We start from the raw sequence: 22,891 nt of genomic DNA, 5'->3' as shown, positions 1-22,891 counted from the left end.
CCGTCCGTCCGGGCAAGCCCGTGCCGTTCCGGCGGCGCGGCCGCGGAGCCGCGAGACCTTCCCGCCCCCGCTCGCGCCCGCACGGGGTACGCCACCGCCTGTCCGCCGCCCGCGACCGGACGAGTCCGCCGCCGGCGGACTCGTCCGCGGGGCGGCGGCCAGGCGAGCCCCGCCCGATGCGCCGCTCAGGCTCCGGCCCGAGCCGGGCCGCCGGTCAGCTTCGTCATCGCGTCCAGGCTGCGCAGCGTCTCCGCTTCGGGAGCGGTGTCCAATGTGAAGAGGACGCGGTCCACGCCCGCCGCGGCGATCGACTCGACCACCTCGGCGTCCGGTGGAACCTGAAAGGCGGTCACCGGAATGTATCCGCGGCCCTTCTCCTCGGCGCGACGCCGGAAGTCGGCGACGAGGCCGGCGAGACCGGTCTCGCTCTCCAGCATCATCGGCAGCCAGATGAGTCCCCAGTCGTCGCCGAAGTCCAGGACCCGCTCGACCGCGGCCGGATGGTTGCCGCCCACCATGATCGCCGGATGCGGACGCTGGACGGGCTTGGGCCAGGAGAACACCGGGTCGAAGGAGACGAAGTCACCGTGGAACTCGGCCTCGTCCTGCGTCCAGAGGGCCTTCATGGCAAGGACGCGCTCACGCAGCAGTGCCATGCGCGTCCTCGGGTCGGTCCCGTGGTTGCGGATCTCCTCACGGTTCCATCCCGCGCCCACACCGGCGACCACGCGGCCGCCCGACACCAGGTCGAGCGAGGCGATCTCCTTGGCCAGGATGATCGGGTCGCGCTGGGTGGCCTGGAAGACACCCCCGCCCAGGATCAGGCGTTCGGTCACCATCGCTGCCGCGGTGAGGGACACCACGGGGTCCAGGGTGCGGTAGAGATCGCGCCCCAGTTCCCCGCCACCCGGCCACGGGGTCTCCCGCTTCACCGGGATGTGTGTGTGCTCGCCGACAAACAGCGACTCGAATCCGCGTTCCTCCAGGGACCGGCCCAACTGTGCGGGTCCGATCCCCTCGTCGGTCACCATCGTCGACACACCGAACTTCACGCGCACTCCCCAGGTCGGGACGGACGGGTCGGCCGGGCCACCGGGGCCGGGTCAGTTTCCGGCGGGTACGAGCGTTCCGCCGGCGGTCGCGATCGGCACCGTGTCCGAGATCCCCTCGGCCCGGACCACCTTTTCGTCGCGGATGTGCCAGAAGTGAACGAAGCGGACGTTGAACTCGTTGCCGCTCTCCTTGAAGCGCCCGCTCCACCAGCCGAACGCGGTGACCCAGTCGCCGGACGGAAGCAGTTCCTCGAAGTCGAAGTTGGCCTGGTCCAGGTGCGTCAGAGCGCTGGCGAAGTACGCGGCGGCCCCGTCGAGCCCCTTGTACTCGCCCTTGGACCACGGCAGCGACTTCGGGGCGACGATCTCGACGCTCGGGTCGCAGGTGGCCAGCACGCTGTCGATGTCGAACGCGGACAGGCCCGCGTACAGGCGCTTCACCGTGTCGATGGGCAGTTCCGGCATGGTTCCTCCAGTGATTCTCGGTGGTGAGGGGATCTGTCCCGTGCCCGGCCGTGAACGGTGCCGGCGGCCGGCTCGCGCCCCGGCGGCCGCATCCCGGCGGCCGGGGGCCGCGAACGAATGGGCGCGCCGCGCCGGGAGCGGCTCGGACGGGTCACGGAAGGGGGGCTCGCGCACGGGGGCTGGGCGAGGTCACGGCAGGTGACTTGCGGGCGGCGCGCAGCGAACGGGCGATGACCGTCGGCCGCATGAGCCTCGACGGCGGAGCGAGCATCTGCTGGACCTCCAGCATCACACGGTGCACGTCCACCGAGGTGTGACTGGCGCGGGTGACACGGCCGACGTACCAGTTGGCGAGGTCGGTGCCAAAGGCTTTGGGTCCCACGGTCTCCGGGAACATGAAGTCGCCCGCGGTCGCGATGCGCCACGGCATCTCCAGCAGCTTGCCCACGGCGCGGAAGTACTTGCGCGTCATCGCGGCGGTCGGGCCGCCGGCGCTGTCGAGGCACTCGCCGAGTTCGAGCGCCTCCAGGATGGCGACCGTCATTCCCTGCCCGTACAGGGGGTTGAAGCTGCACACGGCGTCGCCGATCGCCACATAGCCCGCCGGCGGCCGGTCCAGGCGTTCGAAGAAGCGGCGCCGGGCGTGCGGGTAGGTGTAGCGCAGGGCGTTGCTGTCGTCCACCGGTTCGGACCGGGCCAGGAGGTCCGCCATGTGGGAGACGGGGAGTCCGCGGGCGAACTCGGTGAAGCCGGCGGGGTCGGTGGGCGCGTAGGTGCGGTGCCAGCCGCCCAGAGTGACGAGCCAGCGGTCCCCCTCGACGGCGAAGGCCGCCGCGGCCCGCTTGTCGTTCGGGGAGATCGAGGCCATCAGGTAGATCAGGCCACCCTGCTCCGTCACCTGGTCTCCGGGCAGACGGTGCAGCAGGCGGCTGGTATAGCCGACGTCGATCTTCACCGTGTCGACCTCGGGCGGGGAGCTGCCGACCTGCTCCAGCCAGCGGTCCCCCCGGTCACTCCGCCCTGTCGCGTCCACGACCAGGTCGGCCCGGATCACCTCACCGGTGTCGAGTTCGACGCCCGTCACCCGGCCGGTGACACCGGTGACACCGGTGACCGACGCGCCGCCCCGCAGTTCGGCGTTGGACAGAGCGGTCACCCGTCGGCGCAGCGAGTACTCCAGGAAGGCACGAGTGAGGCTCACCCCGAGCATCCCCGTGGAGTACGGGATACGGAAGGCGCCCATCTGGTGGAACATCAGGTCGTTGCCGGGGTCCCAGGGAACCGCGCCGCTCGCCGTCAACTCGGCGGTGAGTCCGGGAAACACCTTCTCGAGGGCCAGGCGTCCGCCGATGAGCAGGGCATGGCCGTGACGGGCCTGCGGTACGCCCTTCCGGTTCCGCGCGTCGGCGGGGAGCTCGTCCCGGTCGAGGACGGTCACTCTCTCGAACCTGCTGGCCAGCGTGCCAGCGGCGGTGAGGCCGGCTATGGAGCCTCCGATGACGACCGCATGCCTACCGAGCACGCCTACGCACCCACCTTCATGACGATTCCGTGATCCCGTGGATCACCGGGTCTCCAGGTGAGTCTGCGTCGAGGGGCCGGGGACGTCGCCTCCGTGATTGCTCAACTCCGCAGAGACACCTGATCTCGCCACCGGGACGTGGCCGGATCACAACGCACGCCCCGGGCGCTCGCGCGACCGGACTTCTGGGCGGCGATAACCGACCGCTACGGTTCGGCCATGGATGTTTCCGGAACGAGCACCACCGACGAGAACAGCGGAACGACGGAGGCGGCCCTCAAGTCCACTGCGCGCCAACTGCTGGTGGACCTGGGCGCCGGAGGGCTCTCCCCGGATGCCGTGGCCCGGGCCGGCGGTTTCACCGTCGGCGAGGTGGAAGCCGTCTTCCCGCATCGGGACGATCTGCTGACCGCCCTCGTCATCGACGCCTACAACGCGTCCGCCGCCGCGATGGAGCTGGCCGACGAAGCCGCCCGGGAGGCCGGGGCCACGGCGGCGGCGCGGCTCCTCGCCGTGACGCGCGCGCTGCGGGAGTGGTCCTTCGCCAACACCGGCGAGTTCACGCTGATCTACGGCTCGCCCGTGCCGGGCTATCACGCCCCGCAGGACACCGTCCCGCCCGCCGCGCGCACCCCCGCGGTGCTGGCCGGGATCGTGCGGTCGGCCCTGGAGGCCGGTGAACTGGCCCCGCCCCGCCGGGAGGTGCCCGGGCCGCCGCTGCTTCTGCCGGAGGCCGTACAGGTCTTCGGCGGTACGCCGCCGGCTCCGTTCTCGGACGTCATCGAGCGCGGCATCGTGCTGTGGAGCAGCCTGATCGGGCTGCTGGTGTTCCAGGTCTTCAGCCGCACCCATGACAGCGTCAGGGACGAGTCCGCGTTCTTCGACTACGCCGTCGCCGTGGCGGCCGAGGGCATCGGGCTCACGGTTCCCGTGGGCGGGGCCGGCGACTAGCCCGGCCGGCCGCCGGTCCGGCCACCGGCCAACCCGTCCACCAGCCCGTCCGACCAGTCCGTCCGTGCTGCGCGTCAGCGCGGCAGCAACCGGGGGATCACGTCCGTGAACAGCGTCAGAACCCTCTGCTTCGTCATCGCGGCGCTCTCCTCCTACGCCGCGCTCACCTACCGGCTCTTCCAGGTCCGGCGCAGCTGGCGGGACACCACCTACCGCACGCTGATGGTCACCCTGCTGTTCCAGTGCCTCACCTTCACGATGGGTGCCGTCGCCATGGGGAGCGACAGCTTCCTCGGCGTCGGCAACCTCGCCATCCTGGTGATGCACGTGTCGGCGGTGGCCTTCTGCGTCAGCGCGCAGATCATCCTGCTGCGCTGGGCGACCGACGCCGAGGAGGCGGTCTGGAGGACCCGCTCCTGGCTGACGGCCGGCATCGCCCTCAACGCGCTGCTGATCGCCCTGTTCTTCATCGCCGGCGGCCCCGGCCGGCCGGCGACGGACTTCAACACCGGCAGCGGCCAACCGCTGGTGCTCACCTACCTGTTGTTCTTCATCGTCTCCCAGGCGGTGCCGTGCGTGACCATCTTCCGCCAGTGCGGCCGCTACGCCCGGATGACCGACAACGACTCGCTGCGGCAGGCCCTGCGGATGCTGCGTGTCGCCGCGGTGATCCTCTTTCTCTACTGCTCCGCCCGCACGGTCAACATCCTCACCGCCGCGAACGGGATCGACATCGGCGTCTGGCAGCTCGCCTCCAACGTCTTCAGCGCGGCCGGAATCTTCGTCCTCTCCCTCAGCCTGACCGTCCCCACCTGGGGCAGCCCGGTCGCCAGGATGGTGGAGTGGGTGCGCGGCTACCGGTCGTACCGGGCGCTCTATCCGCTCTGGCGGGATCTGTACGAGTCCTCGCCGGACATCGTCCTGGAGCCGTCCGGCGCCGCCTCGGTCTCCGACCTCAACTACCGCCTGCACCGGCGGGTCATCGAGATCCGCGACGGCTGGCGGGACCTGCGTCCCTATATCGAGCGCACGTCCGGCGGCACGCCCCACGGCCCGGGCGGTGCGGGCTCCGGGGAGAGCGAGGAGTCCCGGCAGGCGTTCGCCGAGGCGGCGCAGATCCGGCAGGCCCTGCGGGCCAAGCGCGCCGGCACCATCCCCGACGACAACAAGGACGCGGGGGGCGGCTTCGAGGACCGCGACACGGACAACCTCACCGCGGAGATCGTCTGGCTCACCAAGGTGGCATCCGCCTATCGCAGGCTCAGCAAGACCGGCTGACACGGCACGGCCGGCCGGCACCCGGCGTCTGACGGTGCGTTGGGAGCAGTGAGGGAGCGTGCGGGGTCGAGAGTGCGGGGGGCCCGCCCGGTCTGCCCCCTGCAGACCGGGCGGGTCTCCCCCGCTGCCCCCGTCTTTCCCTGCTGGGCCGGGCGGGTGAGTACCGCCCGGCCCGGCCCGGGACCGATCCCCCCGATACCGGGCCAGGCCGACTCGACAGGCCGCCAACTCGCTTCCCCCGTAAGCGAGTTAGCTGGCAGCTATCGGCCGGGGTCCACGTTGGCGCAGCTTCGTCAGATTGTCAACTGACCGCTAATCTGGAAAACTGGCGGATAGCTGAGAGCAAGGCCAAGGGGGTGGGGGGAGGGAGATTCACCATGTCCGGGACCGATGACCGGCCCGTGCTGGCAGTGCGTTTGGACCAGCTCTTCAAGACGGTCCGCCCCAAGGGCAGGCACTGGACCAACGCCGAGGTGGCGGAGGAGCTGAAGCGGGCCAACCCCGACCTCAGGGTCGGCGGGGTGTATCTGTCGCAGTTGCGGACGGGCAAGCGCTCCAATCCCTCCCCGGATCTGCTGGCCGCCCTGGCGCGCTTCTTCGGCGTATCGGTGGCCTACTTCTTCGACGACGAGGTGGCCGAGTCGGTCCTCAGCGAGGTCGCCGCCATCGAGGCGCTGCGGCAGGCGGGGGTCCGCTCCGTGGCGATGCGGGCCGCCGGGATGAAGAAGGAGAACCTCCAGGCCATCACGGCCATCATGGACCAGTACCGGCAGTTGCAGGGTCTTCCGCCCGTCACCGATCCCGATCCCGTCACCGGCCCCGCGACCGGCCCCGGCCCCGGCCGCGCCTCCTCGGAGCGGGCATGAGGGAGACGGTCCGGTGAGAGGGGCCAGAAAGGGACAGCCGGCCGATCAGGACCGCCGCAGCCGGCTCAAGAGGCTCCGCAAGGCGGGCGCGCGGCGGATCGCCGAGCTCGACCTTCCGCAGGTGGCCGACGTGGCGGAGCTGTGCCGCCACCTCGGCGAGGTCCGCAACCGGCCCATCACGGTGGTCCCGATGCAGATGCCCGCGACGCACCCGTGCGGCATGTGGGTCGCCGCACGCGACGAGGACCTGATCTTCTACGACGCCAACACGACCAGCGCGCATCGGGAGCACATCATCTTGCATGAGCTCGGGCACATCATCTGCTGCCATCGCGGGGCGGGTTGGCTGGACGAGGCGGGCGCCCGCCTCCTCTTCCCCAACCTCGACCCGGACCTCGTGCGCGACATGCTCCTGCGCGCCACCTATGACGACGTCCAGGAGCAGGAGGCGGAGATCATCGCCTATCTGCTCTCCCAGCGGCTGGCCGGCGCCAAGGGCAGGCGCGGGCGGGGCAGACGCCGGGCCCCGGCCGCGGACAGCGGCGACGGCGGCGAGCGCGGGGCATCCGGAGAGGACGCCACGCTCAACCGGATCGAACGCACGCTGATCTGAGATGCCTCACTCACCCTCCGACGGCCGCCACCTCCTCGGCCAGGACCGACACCGCCCGCCGGATGTCGTCCTCGCGGTGCTCGCTGGTGACGAAGAAGCGCAGCCTGGCGAGCCCTTCCTCCACGGCGGGGTGGAAGATCGGGTCGGCGACGACGCCCCGCTCGAACAGCCGGTCCGCGACGCGCAGGGTCCGCGCCGAGTCGCCGAGGAGGCACGGCACGATCGGCGTGTGGGCGCTGGAGCCCGTCGCCAGTCCGGCCGAGGCGGCCAGGCCGAGGAACAGCTCCGCGTTGCGCCGCAGCGTGCGCACCCGGTGCGGTTCGCCGGTGATCAGCTCGGTGGCGGCCAGCGCCGCGGCCGCGTTGGCCGGGGTCAGGCCGACGCTGTAGACGAAACCGGGCAGCGTGTGCCGCAGCCACCGCACCATCCGGGCCGTGCCGCCGAGGTAACCGCCGCAACTGGCGAAGGCCTTGGAGAGCGTGCCCATCCACAGATCCACGTCGGACCGGTCCACGCCGAAGAACTCGCCGACCCCGCGGCCGTGTTCGCCCACCGTGCCGATGCTGTGCGCCTCGTCGACCATCAGCAGGGCGCCGTAGCGCTTCTTCAGCTCGATCAAGGCCGGCAGGTCGGCCAGGTCGCCGTCCATGCTGTAGGCGCCCTCGACCACGATCAGCACCCGCCGGAACCGGGACCGGTTGCGCCGCAGCAGGTATTCCAGCCGGCCGGTGTCGTTGTGGGGGAACGGACGCCGCGCCGCCCGGGACAGCATGCAGCCCTGCAGGATGCTGTCGTGGGCCAGTTCGTCGTGCACCACGAGGTCCCCGGCGCCGACGAGGTGCCCGATCGCGGTGACGTTGGTGGCGTGGCCGCTCACCAGCGCCAGGCAGTCCCCGACGCCGAGGAACGCGGCGAGCGCCCGCTCCAGCCGCACGGTCAGGTCCCGTTCGCCGGAGAGCATCCGGCTCGCGGAGACGGAGGTCCCGTACCGCTCCACCGCCCGGTGCGCGGCCTCGTTGACCGCCGGGTGGCCGGACAGGCCCAGATAGTTGTAGCTGCCGAAGGACAGGTACTCCCGGTCGCCGATCACGGTCCTGTCGCGGATGGTGCCGTGGTGGACGCGGAAGTACGGGAAGTCCGCGCCACTGCCGGCGATCGAATCCAGGCGCTCCTCGAACTGCCGTACTTCCGGGAAGTCGTCGACGCGGGCGCTGTCGGCGGCCCACCCCGGCCGTGGCTCCGGCCGTGGCTCCGGCCGGGGTTCAGGGGGCGGCTCCGGCGGCGGTACGGGGCCGGGGACGGCCTCGGCCGGCCGGGCGGGGTGGGGCGGGGCGGCCCCGGCGGGCCGGGTGAGGTGCGGGGCGACCAGGGCGATCAGCCGCTCGATGGTGAGGTCGCGCGAGAAGATCTCGTCGGTGTGGAAGCCCGGTATCCGCTTGCCGATGTTCACCTCCAGCTCCTGCAGCATCAGGGAGTCGAAGCCGAGATCGGTGACCAGCACCGTCCGCTCGCTCAGGTCGGAGCGGGGGAAGACACCGGTGCGCGCTACCTCCTCGAAGACAAGGGCCGCCGCGGCCGACTCGCCGCCGGGGTACGTCGCGCCGGGGTATGTCTCGCCGGGGTACGTCTCGCCGGGCTGCGCGGCGGCGGGCTGCGCAGTGACGCCTGCCGGCCCGGGCACGTGCGAAGGCCCGGCCCGGTCATCCGTCACCGCCCCGGCGGCGGGGTAGGTGCTCCCGTCCACCGCCTCGGCTCCGTACGAGGCGGCGCCGGCCGGCGCCTCCCCGGCCGGGGGCGGGTCCCCGTCCTCGCGGGCCGACTCGTCCACCACCCAGTGGTGGCGCGGGGCGAGCGGGCTCGGTGGCAGGGTGCGCGGGGGTATGCGCTCGCCCGCCGGGCGGAGGCCCGCACCGGCGGTCACGCGCTCCGCGAGCCGCGCCAGGACGGCCGCGCGCGCCTCGGCGGACAGCGAGCCCGGTGCCGGCACCGCGACCTCCGGCGGTTCGTCACCGTCCCGCCGCGCCGTGCCGGCCACCAGCCCCGGACGGAGATTCCCGGTCCGTCCCGTCGCCACGGCCTCCGCCGCCTCCGTCAGTTTCGCGGTGGCGTCAGCCGTGCCGTCCGCAACCACGGCCAGCCGTTCCGCGAAGAGGGTCCGGCGGGCCAGGGTGTCCGCCACCTCCGCCGGGGGGAGCCGGTCGCCGTCGATGGTCTGCGCCAGCTCCCGTGCGTGGCGGGCCAGTCCGGCGCGGTCCCGGGCGCTGAGCACCAAGAGGTGCGGCCCCTCGTCCGCCACCGGGCGGGCCGGCGCCGCGGTGCACTCCTCCACGACGAGATGGACCCCGGTGCCGCCGAAGCCGAAGGCACTCACGCCCGCCCGGCGGGGCTGCCCGGACCCCGGCCACGGGACGGGTTCCACCGGGACGGTCAGCCGCGCGGCGTCCAGCCCGGAGCGGCCGGCGAGGCCGAACTCCGGCTGCGGAGGTATCACCCCCCGGTGCACGGCCAGCACGGTCTTGACGAGTCCGGCGATCCCCGCGGCGTTGAGCGAGTGCCCGACCACCGCCTTCACCGCGCCGATGAAGGCCGGCGCGCTCCGTTCCCCGCGCAGCTCGCCCAGGGCACCCACCTCGACCGGGTCGCCGACCGTGGTCCCGGTGCCGTGCGCCTCCAGATAGCCCACCGTGTCCGGCGCCACGCCGGCGTCGCGGTAGGCCCGGCGCAACGCCCGGAGCTGGCCGGCCGCCTCGGGGTGCATGCCGCCCTGCACCGTGCCGTCATTGGCCGTGCCCGCGCCGCGGATCACCGCGTAGACGCGGTCTCCGGCCGCGAGCGCGTCGGCCAGGGGGCGCAGCACGAGGACGCCCGCGCCCTCGCCGAGGACGAAGCCGTCGGCCTCCGCGCCGAACGGCAGGCACCTGCCGGTGCGCGAGATGGCGCCGATCCGGCACAGCCCGATCAACAGGTCCGGGGTGACGTGCAGTTGGGCACCGCCCGCGAGGGCGATGCGGCACCGGCCGGCCCGCAGCGCGAACACGGCGTTGGCCACGGCCATGAGCCCGCCGGAACACGCCGAGTCCAGGGCGTAGCTCTCGCCGTGCAGATCGAAGACCGAACTGATGGTGTTCGGCCCCATGTTGAGCAGGAGCCCGGCCACGGACGTGCCGTGCAGACCGCTGACGCCGCGGACCGCGCCGGCCCAGCCGGGACCGTCCGCCCGCGCCCCGAACTCGCCGCCGGCGAGCTGGCGCATCCGGATCCGCAGGGTGCTGAGCCCTCGGTAGCCGCTCTCGGTCAGCGCCGTGATCACCGAGGTCTCCTCGCGGTCGAAGCCCCCGGCCTCCCACCCGGCGTCCTGGACGGCCTCGCGGGCGAGGTCGATGAGCAGCCGGTGCTGCGGGTCCATCGCCCTGGCCCGCCGCGGCGGGATGCCGTAGTGCACGGCGTCGAAGTGGCCGATGTCCGGCAGCAGCGCCATGGTGTCCGTGTAGGTGGAGGAGGTGTCGCGGAAGTCGTCGCGGAGGAAGGCGGCGGCGCGCCACCGCGCGTCCGGGACGGTGGAGAACTGGGCCCGCGGCTCCATGAGGAGCCGCCAGTACCGGTTCACGTCCGGCGCACCCGGGAACCGGCAGGCCATTCCGACGATCGCGACGTCGTCGCGCCGCGCCCCCGGTAAGCCCGCGGGGGAATCCATGGTGTCCACGGGCATCACCGGGCCGCGGCCAGTCTCTCGCGCCACCAGTCCACGGTGGCCCGCACCTGCTCGTCGAGCGGAGTGGCCCGTACCGTGAACGCGGCCTCCCAGGCGCTGGAGTCCACGACGAACGGGCGGTCGAACTGGTAGCGGATGTCCTTCAGTTCGCGCAGCAGCGGGGAGAAGACCGAGGCGATCCCCAGCACGGCCGGCGGAAGGCCGCGCACCGCGACCGGCCCCGTTCCGGCCCGGTCGGCGAGGTGGTCCACCATCTGCCGGACGGACCGCGGGGGCGCCGTCGGGACGTGCCAGGCGCGTCCCCAGGCCCGTTCCTCCCCCGCCGCCTCGGCGAGGGCCCGGGCCACATCGGGGAGATAGCTCCAGCTGTGCGGGGCGTCCGGATCGCCGAGCGTGGAGACGGGCTTCCCGCGCAGCAGCCGTGGCATGACGCGCCCGGCGAGGTGCCCGCCGTCGGTCACGCCGGGCCCGAAGAAGTCCGAGGCCCGCACCTCGACCGCACGGATCCGGCCCTGCTCGTGCAGGGCCTGCGCCCGCTCCCAGACGGCGGCGCGCACGCGCCCCTTGCGGTCGGTCGCGGCGAGCGGCAGGTCCTCGGTCATGGGGCCGTCCACCGGGCCGTAGCCGTAGAGATTGCCCAGCACGACCAGGACCGCCCCGGTCGCCTCGGCCGCCGCGCAGAGCGAGGAGGCCAGCGGCGGCCAGTCGCTCGCCCAGCGCGGATACGGCGGGGCGGCGCAGCCGTAGAGCGCGTCCGCGCCCCGGACGGCCTCGGTCAGCCGCTCGCTGTCCGTCGCGTCCAATGCGACGTGCTCGATGCCGGGCTCCGGACTTCGGCCCGACCTGGTGACGACTCGTACGGAATGCCCTTGTCCGGCCAGCAGCCGTGCGGTGGCTGCCCCGGCGGGCCCGAAACCTAAGACGACAGAAAGGCTCACGCGCGCACAGTAGCGCGTGCGTGCGATTGCCGTGACAGGGGCGGCGGGCGGTGTCGGCGGGTTCCCACGCGCCCGCGCCGCCGGGGTGGTCTCCGCCGGCGGGGCACGGGGCGGCGGGCCGTCCGGCACCGTCCCGTCACCACTGGTGGGCAGGGCGTCTTGAGTGTTTCCCGGCCGGTGGCCGGGGAACCCCGTCACGCGGTGGCCGGGGAACCGGGGGCCGCACGGACGGCATGGCGCGCTGGAGGGTGCGGTCTCCCTGTCCCGTCGCCGCGGGAGAAGCCGAGAGCGGCCGAGCGGGCGCCCGGCCCGGACGCGGCGCGGGACCGCCCGAGCCGTCCCGGACCGCCCGGAGCCGCCCCGGACGGCCGGCCGTCCGGCGGACCGCGGTCGTGTGGCGTCCGCTCGGCGCCGCCGCAGACCGCCGCAGACCGCCGCAGACCGCCGCAGCGTCACCGCAACCGCCGCAACCGTGACCACGCCGCCGCAGAGGACGTCGCCCCACAGGAACCGGAGGGCCGGGCGTGATGCCAGCGCGATCCCGCACCAGGGAGGCGGGCACCCCGATCGGGGACTACGGGCTGCTGTCCGACCGGCACAGCGCGGCACTGGTCAGCCGCACGGGTGCGGTCGACTGGCTCTGCTTCCCCCGCTTCGACAGCCCCGCCGTCTTCGCCGCCCTCCTCGACGAGCGCGCCGGAAGCTGGACGATCCGGCCGTCGGGCGACACCCACGTCACCCGCGTCACCCGACGGTACGTGGACGACAGCATGGTCCTGCGGACCGAGTTCACCACGCCCACCGGCACGGTCGTCCTCACCGACGCCCTGGCCACCGGCCCCGGCGGGGACCCGCACCGGCTCGGGGAGCAGGCCCCGCACCTGCTGATCCGTTCGGTGCACTGCACCCGCGGCTCGGCCGAGATCACCGTGGACCTCCGGCCGCGCCCGGAGTACGGCCTGGTCGTCCCGCTGCTGTCGGGGTGCGAGGGCGGGCTCCGGGCCCGCGGCGGCCCCGCCGGCTTCGCCCTGACCAGCCCGGTCCCCCTCACCACGGCCGCCGGCACGGCCCGCGGCACCGTACGCGTGGGAGCGGGGCGGACACTCCGCTTCGCCCTGCAGTGGGCCCCGTCCGGCGGACCGGAGCCGCGGATGTGGAGCCAGGACGACCTCGCCCGGCACCTGGAGGACACCGTCGCGGCCTGGCAGGAGTGGTCGCGGATGCACCAGAACTACTCCGGCCCCTGGGAGAAGCAGGTGCACCACTCCGGCCGCGTCCTCCAGGCCCTCTCGTACCAGCCCACCGGGGCGATCGTGGCCGCCGTGACCACCTCGCTGCCCGAGGAGCCCGGCGGAGCGCGGAACTGGGACTACCGCTACGCCTGGGTGCGGGACGCGGCGTTCACCATGGACGCCCTCTGGGTGGCCGCCTGCCCGGACGAGGCGGACGAGTTCTTCGCCTTCATGACCGGCGCCGCGGCCACCGGCTGGACCCGCTCCCACCTGCAGATCATGTACGGCATCGGCGGCGAGCACGATCTGAGCGAACGCGAACTGCCGCATCTGGCCGGCTGGCGCGCGAGCCGCCCCGTGCGCGTCGGCAACGGCGCCTGGAACCAGCCCCAGCTCGACGTCTACGGTGAACTCCTCAACACCGCGGCCCGCTTCGAGGACCAGCTCGGCTCCGGGCCCGCCCTGCGCTCCTTCCTCACCGGCCTGGCCGACACCGCCGCCGAGGCGTGGCGCCAACCGGACCACGGCATCTGGGAAGTCCGCGGCGAGGCACGGCACTTCCTGTACTCCAAGCTCATGTGCTGGGTGGCACTCGACCGCGCCGTGCGCCTCGCCCCGCTCCTGCGCGCCACGGGGCACGCCGCGGCATGGCGCACGGCCCGCGAGGAGATCCGCGCCGCGATCCTCGAACAGGGCTGGAACCCGGCGGCCGGCGCCTACACCCAGTCCTTCGGCAGCGACGCCCTGGACGCCTCGGCCCTCATGCTGCCCCTCACCGGCTTCCTGCCCGCCGACGACCGGCGCGTCCTGGCCACCCTCGATGCCGTCACCCTCCGCCTCACGGACAGCCGGGGCCTCGTACGGCGCTACGCCACGGCCGCCGGCGTCACCGGCGTCGACGGACTGGCCGGGCGGGAGGGCAGCTTCCTGCTGTGCACCTTCTGGCTCGCCCAGGCCCAGGCCCTGGCCGGACGCACGGCCGAGGCCCGCGCCACGTTCGAACGGGCCGCCGCGCACGCCAACGACCTCGGCCTGCTCGCCGAGCAGGCCGCCCCGGACACCGGGCAGCCGCTGGGCAACTTCCCGCAGGCGTTCAGCCACATCGGTCTGGTCAACGCCGCGTGGACCATCGCCCAGGAGGAGGAGCGGCACGGGGAACGGTCCGGCGGAAGGCTTGCGGACTGACGGTGCCCGGCACCCGCGCGCCGCCGCCCGGAGGCGTGCGCGGACCGGAGCGGAACGCAGCGGAACCCCGGTGCCGCATCGGAATCCCGGTGCCGCGGCGCGTGCCCGCGGGTACGGTGCCGTTCAGGGGAGAGGGGCACGCGATGCGGGGACCGGACCGAGCCGGCGAAGAGCGGAAGTACGCTCTGACCTCGGACGAGGACAAGGCCTGCTTCTGGGGCTTCGCGCACGACGCCGAAGGGCTGTTCACCCCCCTTCCGGGAGCGGACGAGGGGGCGCGCCGCGTGCTCTTCACGGGGTGCGATCCGCGGGGCGGCCTGCTGGAGAGCACCGGCCGGATCGGCAGTCGCCGCGCCGAGGCGGGGAACGCCTGGCTCGGCGTCCTGGACACCGAGGGTGCCTCCATGGGGACGTACTTCGTCAACGACGTCACCGTCGCCGACGTCCGGCCATCAACTCGCGGAGCCGGCCTGGTCGACCTCACGGTGACGCTGTGGTGCGACATGGCGTTGCCGGGAGCGGACGAGGTGTGGGAGCTGCTGCGCACGGGCCGCCTGGACCGCAGCGGCCTGTGGCACGGGCTGGGCCCCGAGGACCGGCAAGCCTGGCTGTCGGTCGCGTTGTTGTCCCGGGAGCACCGGCGGCGTGGGAGGCCCGACGCTCCCCCGGGACAGGTGTTCACCCTGGACGGCAGCTATGTCGTCGACGCGGACAGCTTCTCCTGCGCGATGGGCGAGGCCGTGAACGGCCCCTGCGGGTACTTCGGCTGGAATCTCGGCGCCCTGAACGACTGCCTGAGGGGCCGCTGGGGCGCCACTCCTCCGTTCACCCTGGAGTGGCAGCACGCGGCGGAGGCCCGCGCACGGCTGGAGAAGACCACGGTGACCGCCGATGGCGAGGAGACCCTCCTCGACGCGATTCTGGAGATCTTCGCAGAACGGGGCGTTGACGTCGTCCTGGGGTAACCGGCGGCCGCGAACCCGTGGGCGTCAGGCGCCCGCCGAGATGCGGACGCGGGCGCGTTGCCGTGCGTGTGCGTGTGCGCGTGCGCGGTCCCGCTCGCGTGCGCGTTCGCGCTCGCGCTCGCGCACGAGGGACTCCTCCAGGCGGCGGAGGCGGGTGAGCCGGCGGTGGCTGCCCCAGGCGCCGACCGCGGTGACGCACAGGAGGACGGCGAGCAGGAACAGCCCGGCCCCCACAGCTCCCTTGACCATGACGGCGAGCGCCGTCGCGATGCCCAGGGCCAGGGCGGGCAGGGCGACCCAGGCGTGGCGCATCCGATGGCGGCGGTGGACCAGCAGCCGGTACATGGCCACCCGTTCCCGCCTGCGCCGGGGCAGTTCGCCGTGGCGGAGCTTCCGGTCGAGGTCCGCCGTGTCGGCCTCGCTCAGCCCGGCCGCCCGGCTGTCCCGGCGCCGGTCGAGGGCGAGCACGGCCGTGCCCACGGCGGTGAACATCACCGCGCGCCCGAAGGAGCCGGCCCAGGTCTCCCGGCCGGCGAGCACGAGCGCGGGCCAGGCCACGAGCAGGATGAGGAGTGCCTGGGCGCCGAGGTGCTGTTCGAGTCGTTGTGTCAGTTTCCGTGTCTTCCGCATGGCCGCGCACCCTTTCCGCTTCTCGGAGGCGGCTTGTTCGGCTTGTCGGGCCTCTTCGGCCGGTTCGGTTTCGTCTGCCCCGTTGTTCCGTTCACACCGTGTGTGCAAGGGAGTTGGCCGAAAGTGACCGGCGGAGGGGGCAGGGAGAGGGAAGGGGGGAAGGGAGGGGGAAGGGATGGGCGGAGCAGGCGTGATCTCCGTCTCCGGGAGGCCTCCCGGACCGGGATTCTGCGGCACCATGACGGGATGACCAGCGCGATCGACGCGGCGACCGCGGACGCGTGGGCCGCACTCGGCGGCCCGGAGGACCTGGCCGGACGGGTCTCCTTCATCGGGGCGGACGGTGTGCTGCCGGCCCGGCTGCCGGTGCGGGAACTGGCACGGGCGACCGTGGGCGTGTGCTCGCTGGCCGCCGCCGAACTGCTGGCGGCGCGCAACGACTCCCCGCTGCCCGAGGTGCGGGTGCACGAGGGGGCGGTGGCCACGGCCTTCGTCAGCGAGCGGCATCTGCGGATCGACGGCCGGGCACCGGTCACCTTCGCGCCGCTGTCCGGCTTCTGGCGGGCGGCCGACGGCTGGGTGCGCACGCACGCCAACTACCCGCACCACCGGGCCCGGCTGCTGGGCGCCCTGGGCATCGGCGACACCGGTGACGACCGGGCGGCGGCTGCGGCGCTGGCGGCGGAACTGGCCTCGCGCCCGGCCCGCGAGGTGCAGGAGACCGTCTACGCGGCGGGCGGCCTCGCCGTGGCCGCCGCCGACGGGCCGGCGCCGGCCGCCCACCCGCTCGCCGAGACGCGGAGCGCCGGGCCGCGGATCACCGGCACGCGGATCGCCGGGCCGGGGAGCACCGAAACGCGGACGGCCGGGCCGCGGACGGCCGGTGAGGGCCCGGCGCGGGAGCTGCCGCCGGCCCCGCTGCCGGCCGCCGGCGTCCGGGTCCTGGACCTGACGCGGGTCATCGCCGGCCCCGTGGCCACCCGCACCCTCGCCCTGCTGGGAGCCGACGTCCTGCGCGTCGACCCGCCCGGTGTCCCGGAGTTCGCGGACGCCCACGCCGACACCGGCATGGGCAAGCGCTCGGCCCTGCTGGACCTCTCCGCCCCGGGAGCGCGGGACACCTTCGAGAGCCTGCTCGCCTCGGCCGACGTCCTCGTCACCGGCTACCGCCCCGGGGCGCTCGACCGGCACGGGCTGTCGCCGGAGGCCCTGCTCGCACGCCACCCCGGCCTCGTCCTCGCCCAGTTGTCCGCGTGGGGATGGTCCGGACCGTGGGCCGGACGGCGCGGTTTCGACAGCCTCGTCCAGGCGGCGTGCGGCATCGCCGCGGCCGAGGCCGCCGGTGACGACGGCCGGCCCGGTGTGCTGCCCGCGCAGGCCCTGGACCACGGCACCGGGTATCTGCTCGCGGCCGGGATCCTGCGCGCGCTCACCGACCGCCGTACGACGGGGCACGGCCGCCACCTGCGGTTCTCCCTCGCCGGCACCGCATCCTGGCTGCTCCACGGCATCCGCCCGGCCCCGCTGGAGGGCGAACCGTACGCGCCGGAGCCGTGGCTGACGGAGACCGCCTCACCCTGCGGCACGCTCCGCCACGCCCTCCCGCCCGTCCGGTACGCGGGCGCGCCCGCCAACTGGAGCCGTCCGCCGGGGCTTTGGGGCACGGACCGGCCGGTCTGGGAGAGCTGAGGCGCGGCGGCACGCGGCCCGCGCCCGTAGCTCGCGGACAGGCCGGCGGCCCCCGGCAGGTGGGTCGCGCGGGAGGTCCGCACGCCTGCCGGGCGCGGCCTCCCGGCGACGCGGGCCGGCTACTTCAGGCCCGCCAGGGTGGCGACCAGCACGGCCTTGATGGTGTGCATGCGGTTCTCGGCCTCGTCGAAGACGACGGAACGGCCGGACTCGAAGACCTCGTCGGTGACTTCGAGTGAGGTCAGCCCGTACTGCTCGTGGATCTCGCGGGCGACCTCGGTGCCCAGGTCGTGGTAGGCGGGCAGGCAGTGCAGGAACTTGACGTCCGGGTTGCCGGTGGCGTCCAGGACCTCCGCCGTCACGGCGTACGGGCTCAGCAGCGCGATCCGCTCGTCCCAGACCTCCTTGGGCTCCCCCATGGACACCCAGACGTCGGTGGCCACGAAGTCCGCGCCGCGCACGCCCTCGGCGATCTCCTCGGTGAGCGTGATCCGTGCGCCGCTGCCCGCCGCGAGCCGCTCCGCCTCCGCCACGACCTCCGCCGACGGCCAGAGGGACCGGGGCGCGACGATCCGCACGTCCATGCCGAGCAGCGCGCCCGTGACGAGGTAGGAGTTGCCCATGTTGCAGCGGGCGTCGCCGAGGTAGGCGTAGGCGATCTCGTGCAGCGGCTTGGCGCTGTGCTCGGTCATGGTGAGGGTGTCGGCGAGCATCTGGGTGGGGTGCCACTCGTCCGTCAGGCCGTTGAAGACGGGGACCCCGGCGTGCGCGGCGAGCTCCTCGACCGTCTCCTGGCCGTGGCCCCGGTACTCGATGCCGTCGAACATCCGGCCGAGCACCCGGGCGGTGTCCTTGACCGACTCCTTGTGCCCGATCTGCGAGCCGGAGGGGTCCAGGTAGGTCGTCGACGCGCCCTGGTCGGCGGCGGCGACCTCGAAGGCGCAGCGGGTGCGGGTCGAGGTCTTCTCGAAGATCAGCGCGATGTTGCGGCCCCGGAGGGACCGGGTCTCGGTGCCGGCCCGCTTGGCGGCCTTCAACTCCGCTGCCAGCGCCAGGAGATGGCGGAACTCCTCGGCGCTGAAGTCCAGCTCCTTGAGGAAGTGGCGGCCCGTGAGGTCTGTCGCCATGGGAGAGCTCCTCGGTCACTGACGATGGTGGGTGGCGGGCGCCGTCCGGCGCGATGGAAGACTATACGATACCCCGCATCGCTATACGCGACCAGGGTGATCCCACCCGGGCACCCTTCGCCCCGGGCGGTGGGCGGTGGGCGGTGGGCGGTGGGCAGGCGGGCCGGACGGCGGGGCAGCGGCGCGGTCAGCAGGGTGGCCAGCGGGGCAGTGGCCCGGTCGGCGGAGCGGCGGCAGGCGGGGCAGTCAGCGGCGCTCCGCCGCCGTCACCGCCGCACCGGGTCCCGTTCGACCGGGCAGCTCATGCAGCGCGGCCCGCCCCTCCCCCGGCCCAGTTCGCTGCCGGGGATCTCGATGACCTCCACCCCCTGGTCGCGCAGATACGCGTTGGTGGTGGAGTTCCGCTCGTAGGCGACCACGACCCCCGGCTCCACGGCGAGCACGTTGCAGGCGTCGTCCCACTGCTCGCGCTCGGCCGCGTGCACGTCCTGGACCGCGGTGAGGACGCGGATGCGGTCCAGCCCGAGCGCCGCCGCGACGGCCCGGTGCATGTGCTCCGGCGGATGGTCGGTGACCTTGAGATCCTGCACCTCCGCGCCCGGTTCGATGGTGTACGAGCGGAGCATGCCCAGGCCCGCGTACTGGGTGAAGGTGTCGCCGTCGATCATCGTCATGACCGTGTCCAGGTGCATGAACGCCCGGCCCTTCGGCATGTCGAGGGCCACGATCGTGCGGGCCGAGCCGGCCGCGAACAGGCCGCGCGCCAGCATCTCCACGGCCTGCGGCGTGGTCCGCTCGCTCATCCCGACCAGGACCGCGCCGTTGCCGAGGACGAGAACGTCACCGCCCTCGATGGTGGACGGGTGGTCGCCCTCGCCCTCGGACCAGACGCGGAAGCCGCCCGCCCGGTCGCCGCGGAAGAGCGGATGGTGCCGGTAGACGGCGGCGAAGTGCACGGTCTCGCGCTGCCGGGCCGGCCAGCGCATCGCGTTGATCGCCACACCGTCGTAGATCCACGCCGAGGCGTCCCGGGTGAAGAGGTGGTTGGGGAGCGGCGCGATGAGGAAATCGTCGGGGTCCATCACATGGAAGCGCACCGAGGCGGGCTCGGCATGCCGCTCCAGGAACTCCCGTTTGGTCACCCCGCCGATCAGCGCCCGGGCCAGCTCGGGACCGGGCAACTCCTCGAACAGCGCGCGCAGATGGCCGGTGGCCAGCGGCCCGTACTCCCGTTCGTCGAAGGTGCGGTCGAGCACCATCTCCCGGGCCCGCGGGAGGTCCAGGCTCTCGCCCAGCAACTCCTCGAACAGGTGGACCTCCACGCCACGCCCGCGCAGCACCTCCGCGAACCCGTCGTGCTCCTCCTGGGCGCGGCTCACCCAGAGCAGTTCGTCGAAGAGGAGGCTGTCCTTGTTGCCGGGAGTGAGCCGTTTCAGCTCCCTGCCGGGGCGGTGCAGGATGACGCGGCGGAGCCGCCCGGCCTCGGAATCCACATGGAACGCCATGCCTCCATCCTGGCCGAGGCGGGGCTCCCGCGCCCGTATCACGCCCCTCCCGCGCCACGGAGTGTCGCACGACAGTGCGAGCCGGGACGGGGCGCGGGGCGGGCGCGGGGCGGGGCCGGGGCGGGGCCGAGGCGGGACCGGGGCGGGGCCGGGGCGCCGGAAGCCGCTCCGGCCGCACCCGGCCCGGAGCGGTCAGAGCCTCGGGTCGACCGGCTCCGACTCCAGCGCGAGCACCGCGAACACCGCCTCGTGCACCCGCCACAGCGGTTCACCACCGGCCAGCCGGTCCAGCGCCTCCAGCCCGAGGGCGTACTCGCGCAGGGCCAGGGACCGCTTGTGGCCGAGGTGCCGGGCGCGCAGCCGCTCCAGGTTCCCCGGCCGCGCGTACTCCGGGCCGTAGACGATGCGCAAATACTCCCGGCCGCGCACCTTGACCCCCGGCTGGACGAGACGGCCCCGGCCGTCCCGCGCCAGTGGCCGCAGCGGTTTGACGACCATGCCCTCGCCGCCCGCCCCGGTGAGCTCCAGCCACCACCGGACTCCGGCGGCGACCGACGCCTCGTCGGCGGTGTCCACCAGCAGCCGGCGCGTGGGGTGCAGCAGCCGGTTGACGCGCGGTGGGCGGGGCCGCGAGGCCGGCTCGCCGCCGCCCGGCGCGCCGGAAGGCGGCGCCTTGGCGGCGTCCTCGGCGGCTCCCGCGGCCGGGTGCGGGGCGGTATCCGCGGCCGGGTGCGCGGCCGCGGCCGCCGGGCCGCTGCCCGCCGTCCGCCCCGCCTTCTCCGGCCCGTGCTCCGTGTGCCCCGCTTCCGTCCGCTCAGCCATCGCCGCCTCCGCCGCGATCAGCCGGTCGATCCACACCAGTTGGACGTCGTGCGGTTCGACGGCGAGGTTGCGTCCCTCGGCGGCCAGTAGCTGGAACGGCGCCAGCCGGATGCCGTCCAGGCCGTCCGTCTCCGGGCCGCCCTCGCCGCGGCAGCCGCCGGGCTCGGCCTCCCCGGGCACACCCGAACCGCCCGCCCCGGCGTCCCCGGCGGCCCCAGCCGCCCCAGCGGCCTCGCCGGACGCCCCGCCCTCGGCCCTCGCTCCCGGCCAGGGCCGGGCCGGGTCTCCGACCGGCCAGCAGTAGCGGCGGTAGGCCTCGGTGAACGCCTCCGCGTCCGCCGGCCGCCCCCGCTGCCGTTCCAGCAGACCGGACGTCTCGACGCCCCGCGCCGCCGCCGTTTCCAGGGCGTCCAGCACCCCGGGGAGGACGGCGCGCGAGGCCGCGCCCACCGCCGCGTACTGGTGCCGCAGCAGGCCGGCCGCCTTCAGCGACCACGGCATCAGCTCGGTGTCCAGCAGCAGCCAGGGCGTGTCCAGCTCCGCCCACAGCCCGGCGGCCTCCGCGCAGTCCGCAAGCCGCGCCAGGACGCGTCGGGTCAGCTCCGGGTCGTCGAGGAAGGGCCTGCCGGTGCGGGTGTAGAGCGCGCCGGGCACGCCGCCGTCCGGCACCCCGAAACGCTCCGCCGCCGTCCGCCCGTCACGGCAGACGAGCGCCACCGCGCGCGAACCCATGTGCTTCTCCTGGCACATCACCTCGCGCACGCCGTCCGCTCGGTAGCCCGCGAAGGCCTCGGCCGGGTGTTCCAGATACCCCTCCTCGGCGGAGGTCGCGCAGGGCGCCATGGTCGGCGGCAGATACGGCACCAGCTCCGGCGCCAGCGCGAAGCGGCTCATCACCTCCAGCGCGGCCGCCGCGTTCTCCTCGCGGACGGCGACGCGGCCGTGGTGCCGGGTCTCGACCACGCGGCGGCCGGTGACGTCGCCGAGGTCGAGCGGCCGGCCCTCGGCCCCGCCCGGGGCTCCGCTGTCCAGCGGCTTCACCGGCTCGTACCAGACCCGCTCGGCCGGTACGTCGACCAGCTCGCGCTCGGGCCAGCGCAGCGCCGTCATCCGCCCGCCGAACACACAGCCGGTGTCGAGGCAGATGGTGTTGTTGAGCCAGGAGGCGCGCGGCACGGGAGTGTGGCCGTAGACGACGGCGGCGCGGCCCCGGTAGTCCTCCGCCCACGGGTAGCGGACGGGCAGCCCGAACTCGTCGGTCTCGCCCGTGGTTTCGCCGTAGAGGGCGTGCGAGCGGACGCGGCCGGAGGTGCGGCCGTGGTACTTCTCGGGCAGGCCCGCGTGGCAGACGACCAGCCCGCCCCCGTCGAGGACGTAGTGGCTGACGAGCCCGCCGATGAACTCCCCCGCCCGGGCGCGGAAAGCCTCGTCCTCCTTCTCCAGCTGGGCGACGGTCTCGGCGAGTCCGTGCGACATCCGCACAGTGCGGCCCTTGAGGTACCGGCCCAGCTTGTTCTCGTGGTTGCCGGGCACGCAGAGCGCCGTGCCGGCCTCCACCATGTTCATCACGAGACGGAGCACACCCGGACTGTCCGGTCCGCGGTCGACGAGGTCGCCGACGAACACGGCGGTGCGGCCCCCGGGGTGCGCCGCGCCGGCGGGGCGGCCCGCCTCGTCGTACCGCAGCGCGTAGCCGAGCCGGCCGAGCAGGGTCTCCAGCTCGGAGCGGCAGCCGTGGATGTCGCCGATGATGTCGAACGGGCCGGTGAGGTGCCGCAGATCGTTGTAGCGGCGCTCGCGGACGACCTCGGCCGCGTCGATCTCCTCCGGGCCGCGCAGGATGTGCACCTTGCGGAAGCCCTCGCGTTCCAGCTGCCGCAGCGAGCGGCGCAGTTCGCGCTGATGACGCTGTATTACGTGGCGGGGCATGCCGGCCCGGTCGGGGCGGGCGGCGTTGCGCTCCGCGCAGACGCGCTCGGGGACGTCCAAGACGATGGCGATCGGCAGCACGTCGTGCTCCCGCGCCAGCGCGATCAGCTGCCGGCGGCTCTCGGACTGCACGCTGGTCGCGTCGACGACCGTCAGCCGGCCGGCGGCGAGCCGCTTGCCCGCGATGTAGTGCAGCACGTCGAAGGCGTCGCGGCTGGCGGTCTGGTCGTTCTCGTCGTCGCTGACCAGGCCCCGGCAGAAGTCGGAGGAGATGACCTCGGTGGGCCTGAAGTGGCGTGCGGCGAAGGTGGACTTGCCGGAGCCCGTGGCACCGACGAGGACCACGAGGGAGAGGTCCGTGACGGCGAGGGTACGGCCGGGGCGGGCGGTGTGGGCGGGGCGGGGGGGGC

The 22,891-nt window shown here is 73.9% G+C and carries 16 protein-coding genes; 7 read left to right on the top strand and 9 right to left on the bottom strand.

Annotated elements, in window-relative coordinates:
• Nucleotides 1-185: 185 nt before the first annotated feature.
• The 3 genes from IF83_RS0127805 to IF83_RS0127795 all read right to left on the bottom strand — a co-directional run bounded on the left by IF83_RS0127805 (nucleotide 186) and on the right by IF83_RS0127795 (nucleotide 3,039).
• On the bottom strand, nucleotides 186-1,052 hold the full coding sequence (locus tag IF83_RS0127805; protein WP_030548845.1) for an LLM class F420-dependent oxidoreductase: 867 nt from the start codon (nucleotides 1,050-1,052) through the stop codon (nucleotides 186-188).
• Nucleotides 1,053-1,103: 51 nt separating this feature from the next.
• On the bottom strand, nucleotides 1,104-1,517 hold the full coding sequence (locus tag IF83_RS0127800; protein ID WP_030548844.1) for a nuclear transport factor 2 family protein: 414 nt from the start codon (nucleotides 1,515-1,517) through the stop codon (nucleotides 1,104-1,106).
• A gap of 151 nt (nucleotides 1,518-1,668) precedes the next feature.
• Entirely contained in the window at nucleotides 1,669-3,039 is a 1,371-nt protein-coding gene (locus IF83_RS0127795) for an FAD-dependent oxidoreductase (RefSeq protein WP_158711123.1), read from the bottom strand.
• A 219-nt stretch (nucleotides 3,040-3,258) separates the two neighbouring features.
• Here IF83_RS0127795 and IF83_RS0127790 point away from each other — a divergent pair, with 219 nt between their 5' ends.
• The 4 genes from IF83_RS0127790 to IF83_RS0127775 all read left to right on the top strand — a co-directional run bounded on the left by IF83_RS0127790 (nucleotide 3,259) and on the right by IF83_RS0127775 (nucleotide 6,747).
• The gene (locus IF83_RS0127790; RefSeq protein WP_030548839.1) at nucleotides 3,259-3,990 is read left to right on the top strand and encodes a WHG domain-containing protein; all 732 of its coding nucleotides are present in this window, start codon (nucleotides 3,259-3,261) and stop codon (nucleotides 3,988-3,990) included.
• Between the two features lie 105 nt (nucleotides 3,991-4,095).
• The gene (locus IF83_RS0127785; RefSeq protein WP_030548838.1) at nucleotides 4,096-5,268 is read left to right on the top strand and encodes an MAB_1171c family putative transporter; all 1,173 of its coding nucleotides are present in this window, start codon (nucleotides 4,096-4,098) and stop codon (nucleotides 5,266-5,268) included.
• Between the two features lie 377 nt (nucleotides 5,269-5,645).
• Entirely contained in the window at nucleotides 5,646-6,134 is a 489-nt protein-coding gene (locus tag IF83_RS0127780) for a helix-turn-helix domain-containing protein (RefSeq protein WP_051723485.1), read from the top strand.
• A gap of 13 nt (nucleotides 6,135-6,147) precedes the next feature.
• Nucleotides 6,148-6,747 (top strand): toxin, encoded by a 600-nt coding sequence (locus tag IF83_RS0127775; RefSeq protein ID WP_030548836.1) that lies wholly within the window; start codon nucleotides 6,148-6,150, stop codon nucleotides 6,745-6,747.
• 10 nt (nucleotides 6,748-6,757) lie between these two features.
• On the opposite strand, the gene IF83_RS0127770 is transcribed toward IF83_RS0127775, so the two are convergent.
• Nucleotides 6,758-10,441 (bottom strand): aminotransferase class I/II-fold pyridoxal phosphate-dependent enzyme, encoded by a 3,684-nt coding sequence (locus IF83_RS0127770; RefSeq protein ID WP_051723487.1) that lies wholly within the window; start codon nucleotides 10,439-10,441, stop codon nucleotides 6,758-6,760.
• 14 nt (nucleotides 10,442-10,455) lie between these two features.
• The gene (locus IF83_RS0127765) at nucleotides 10,456-11,397 is read right to left on the bottom strand and encodes an NAD-dependent epimerase/dehydratase family protein (RefSeq protein WP_030548834.1); all 942 of its coding nucleotides are present in this window, start codon (nucleotides 11,395-11,397) and stop codon (nucleotides 10,456-10,458) included.
• 527 nt (nucleotides 11,398-11,924) lie between these two features.
• Here IF83_RS0127765 and IF83_RS0127760 point away from each other — a divergent pair.
• The gene (locus tag IF83_RS0127760; RefSeq protein ID WP_051723484.1) at nucleotides 11,925-13,814 is read left to right on the top strand and encodes a glycoside hydrolase family 15 protein; all 1,890 of its coding nucleotides are present in this window, start codon (nucleotides 11,925-11,927) and stop codon (nucleotides 13,812-13,814) included.
• A gap of 143 nt (nucleotides 13,815-13,957) precedes the next feature.
• Nucleotides 13,958-14,779 carry a barstar family protein gene (locus IF83_RS0127755; protein WP_030548832.1) on the top strand — a complete coding sequence of 274 codons (822 nt, stop codon included), beginning with the start codon at nucleotides 13,958-13,960 and terminating at the stop codon, nucleotides 14,777-14,779.
• A 24-nt stretch (nucleotides 14,780-14,803) separates the two neighbouring features.
• On the opposite strand, the gene IF83_RS33920 is transcribed toward IF83_RS0127755, so the two are convergent.
• Nucleotides 14,804-15,409, bottom strand: coding sequence for a hypothetical protein (locus IF83_RS33920; protein WP_030548830.1), 606 nt, complete (start codon nucleotides 15,407-15,409; stop codon nucleotides 14,804-14,806).
• 246 nt (nucleotides 15,410-15,655) lie between these two features.
• Here IF83_RS33920 and IF83_RS0127745 point away from each other — a divergent pair, with 246 nt between their 5' ends.
• Nucleotides 15,656-17,098, top strand: coding sequence for a CoA transferase (locus IF83_RS0127745; protein WP_030548828.1), 1,443 nt, complete (start codon nucleotides 15,656-15,658; stop codon nucleotides 17,096-17,098).
• A gap of 119 nt (nucleotides 17,099-17,217) precedes the next feature.
• Here the strand turns inward: IF83_RS0127745 and argF are convergent, their stop codons facing one another.
• The 3 genes from argF to IF83_RS0127730 form a co-directional block, all read right to left on the bottom strand.
• Nucleotides 17,218-18,225: an ornithine carbamoyltransferase gene (gene argF, locus IF83_RS0127740; protein WP_030548826.1), complete on the bottom strand. Its 1,008-nt coding sequence runs from the start codon at nucleotides 18,223-18,225 to the stop codon at nucleotides 17,218-17,220.
• Nucleotides 18,226-18,491: 266 nt separating this feature from the next.
• On the bottom strand, nucleotides 18,492-19,730 hold the full coding sequence (locus IF83_RS0127735; protein WP_030548824.1) for an arginine deiminase: 1,239 nt from the start codon (nucleotides 19,728-19,730) through the stop codon (nucleotides 18,492-18,494).
• Between the two features lie 192 nt (nucleotides 19,731-19,922).
• Nucleotides 19,923-22,826, bottom strand: coding sequence for a polynucleotide kinase-phosphatase (locus IF83_RS0127730; protein ID WP_078843958.1), 2,904 nt, complete (start codon nucleotides 22,824-22,826; stop codon nucleotides 19,923-19,925).
• Between the last annotated feature and the right edge of the window lie 65 nt (nucleotides 22,827-22,891).

Origin of the sequence: Streptomyces albus subsp. albus, assembly GCF_000719865.1 — a bacterium.
In the GTDB taxonomy this organism is placed as follows: Bacteria; Actinomycetota; Actinomycetes; order Streptomycetales; family Streptomycetaceae; genus Streptomyces; species Streptomyces albus_E.
The sequence above is the reverse complement of the archived record's forward strand: the minus strand, read 5'-3'. Positions and strand labels throughout refer to the sequence as shown.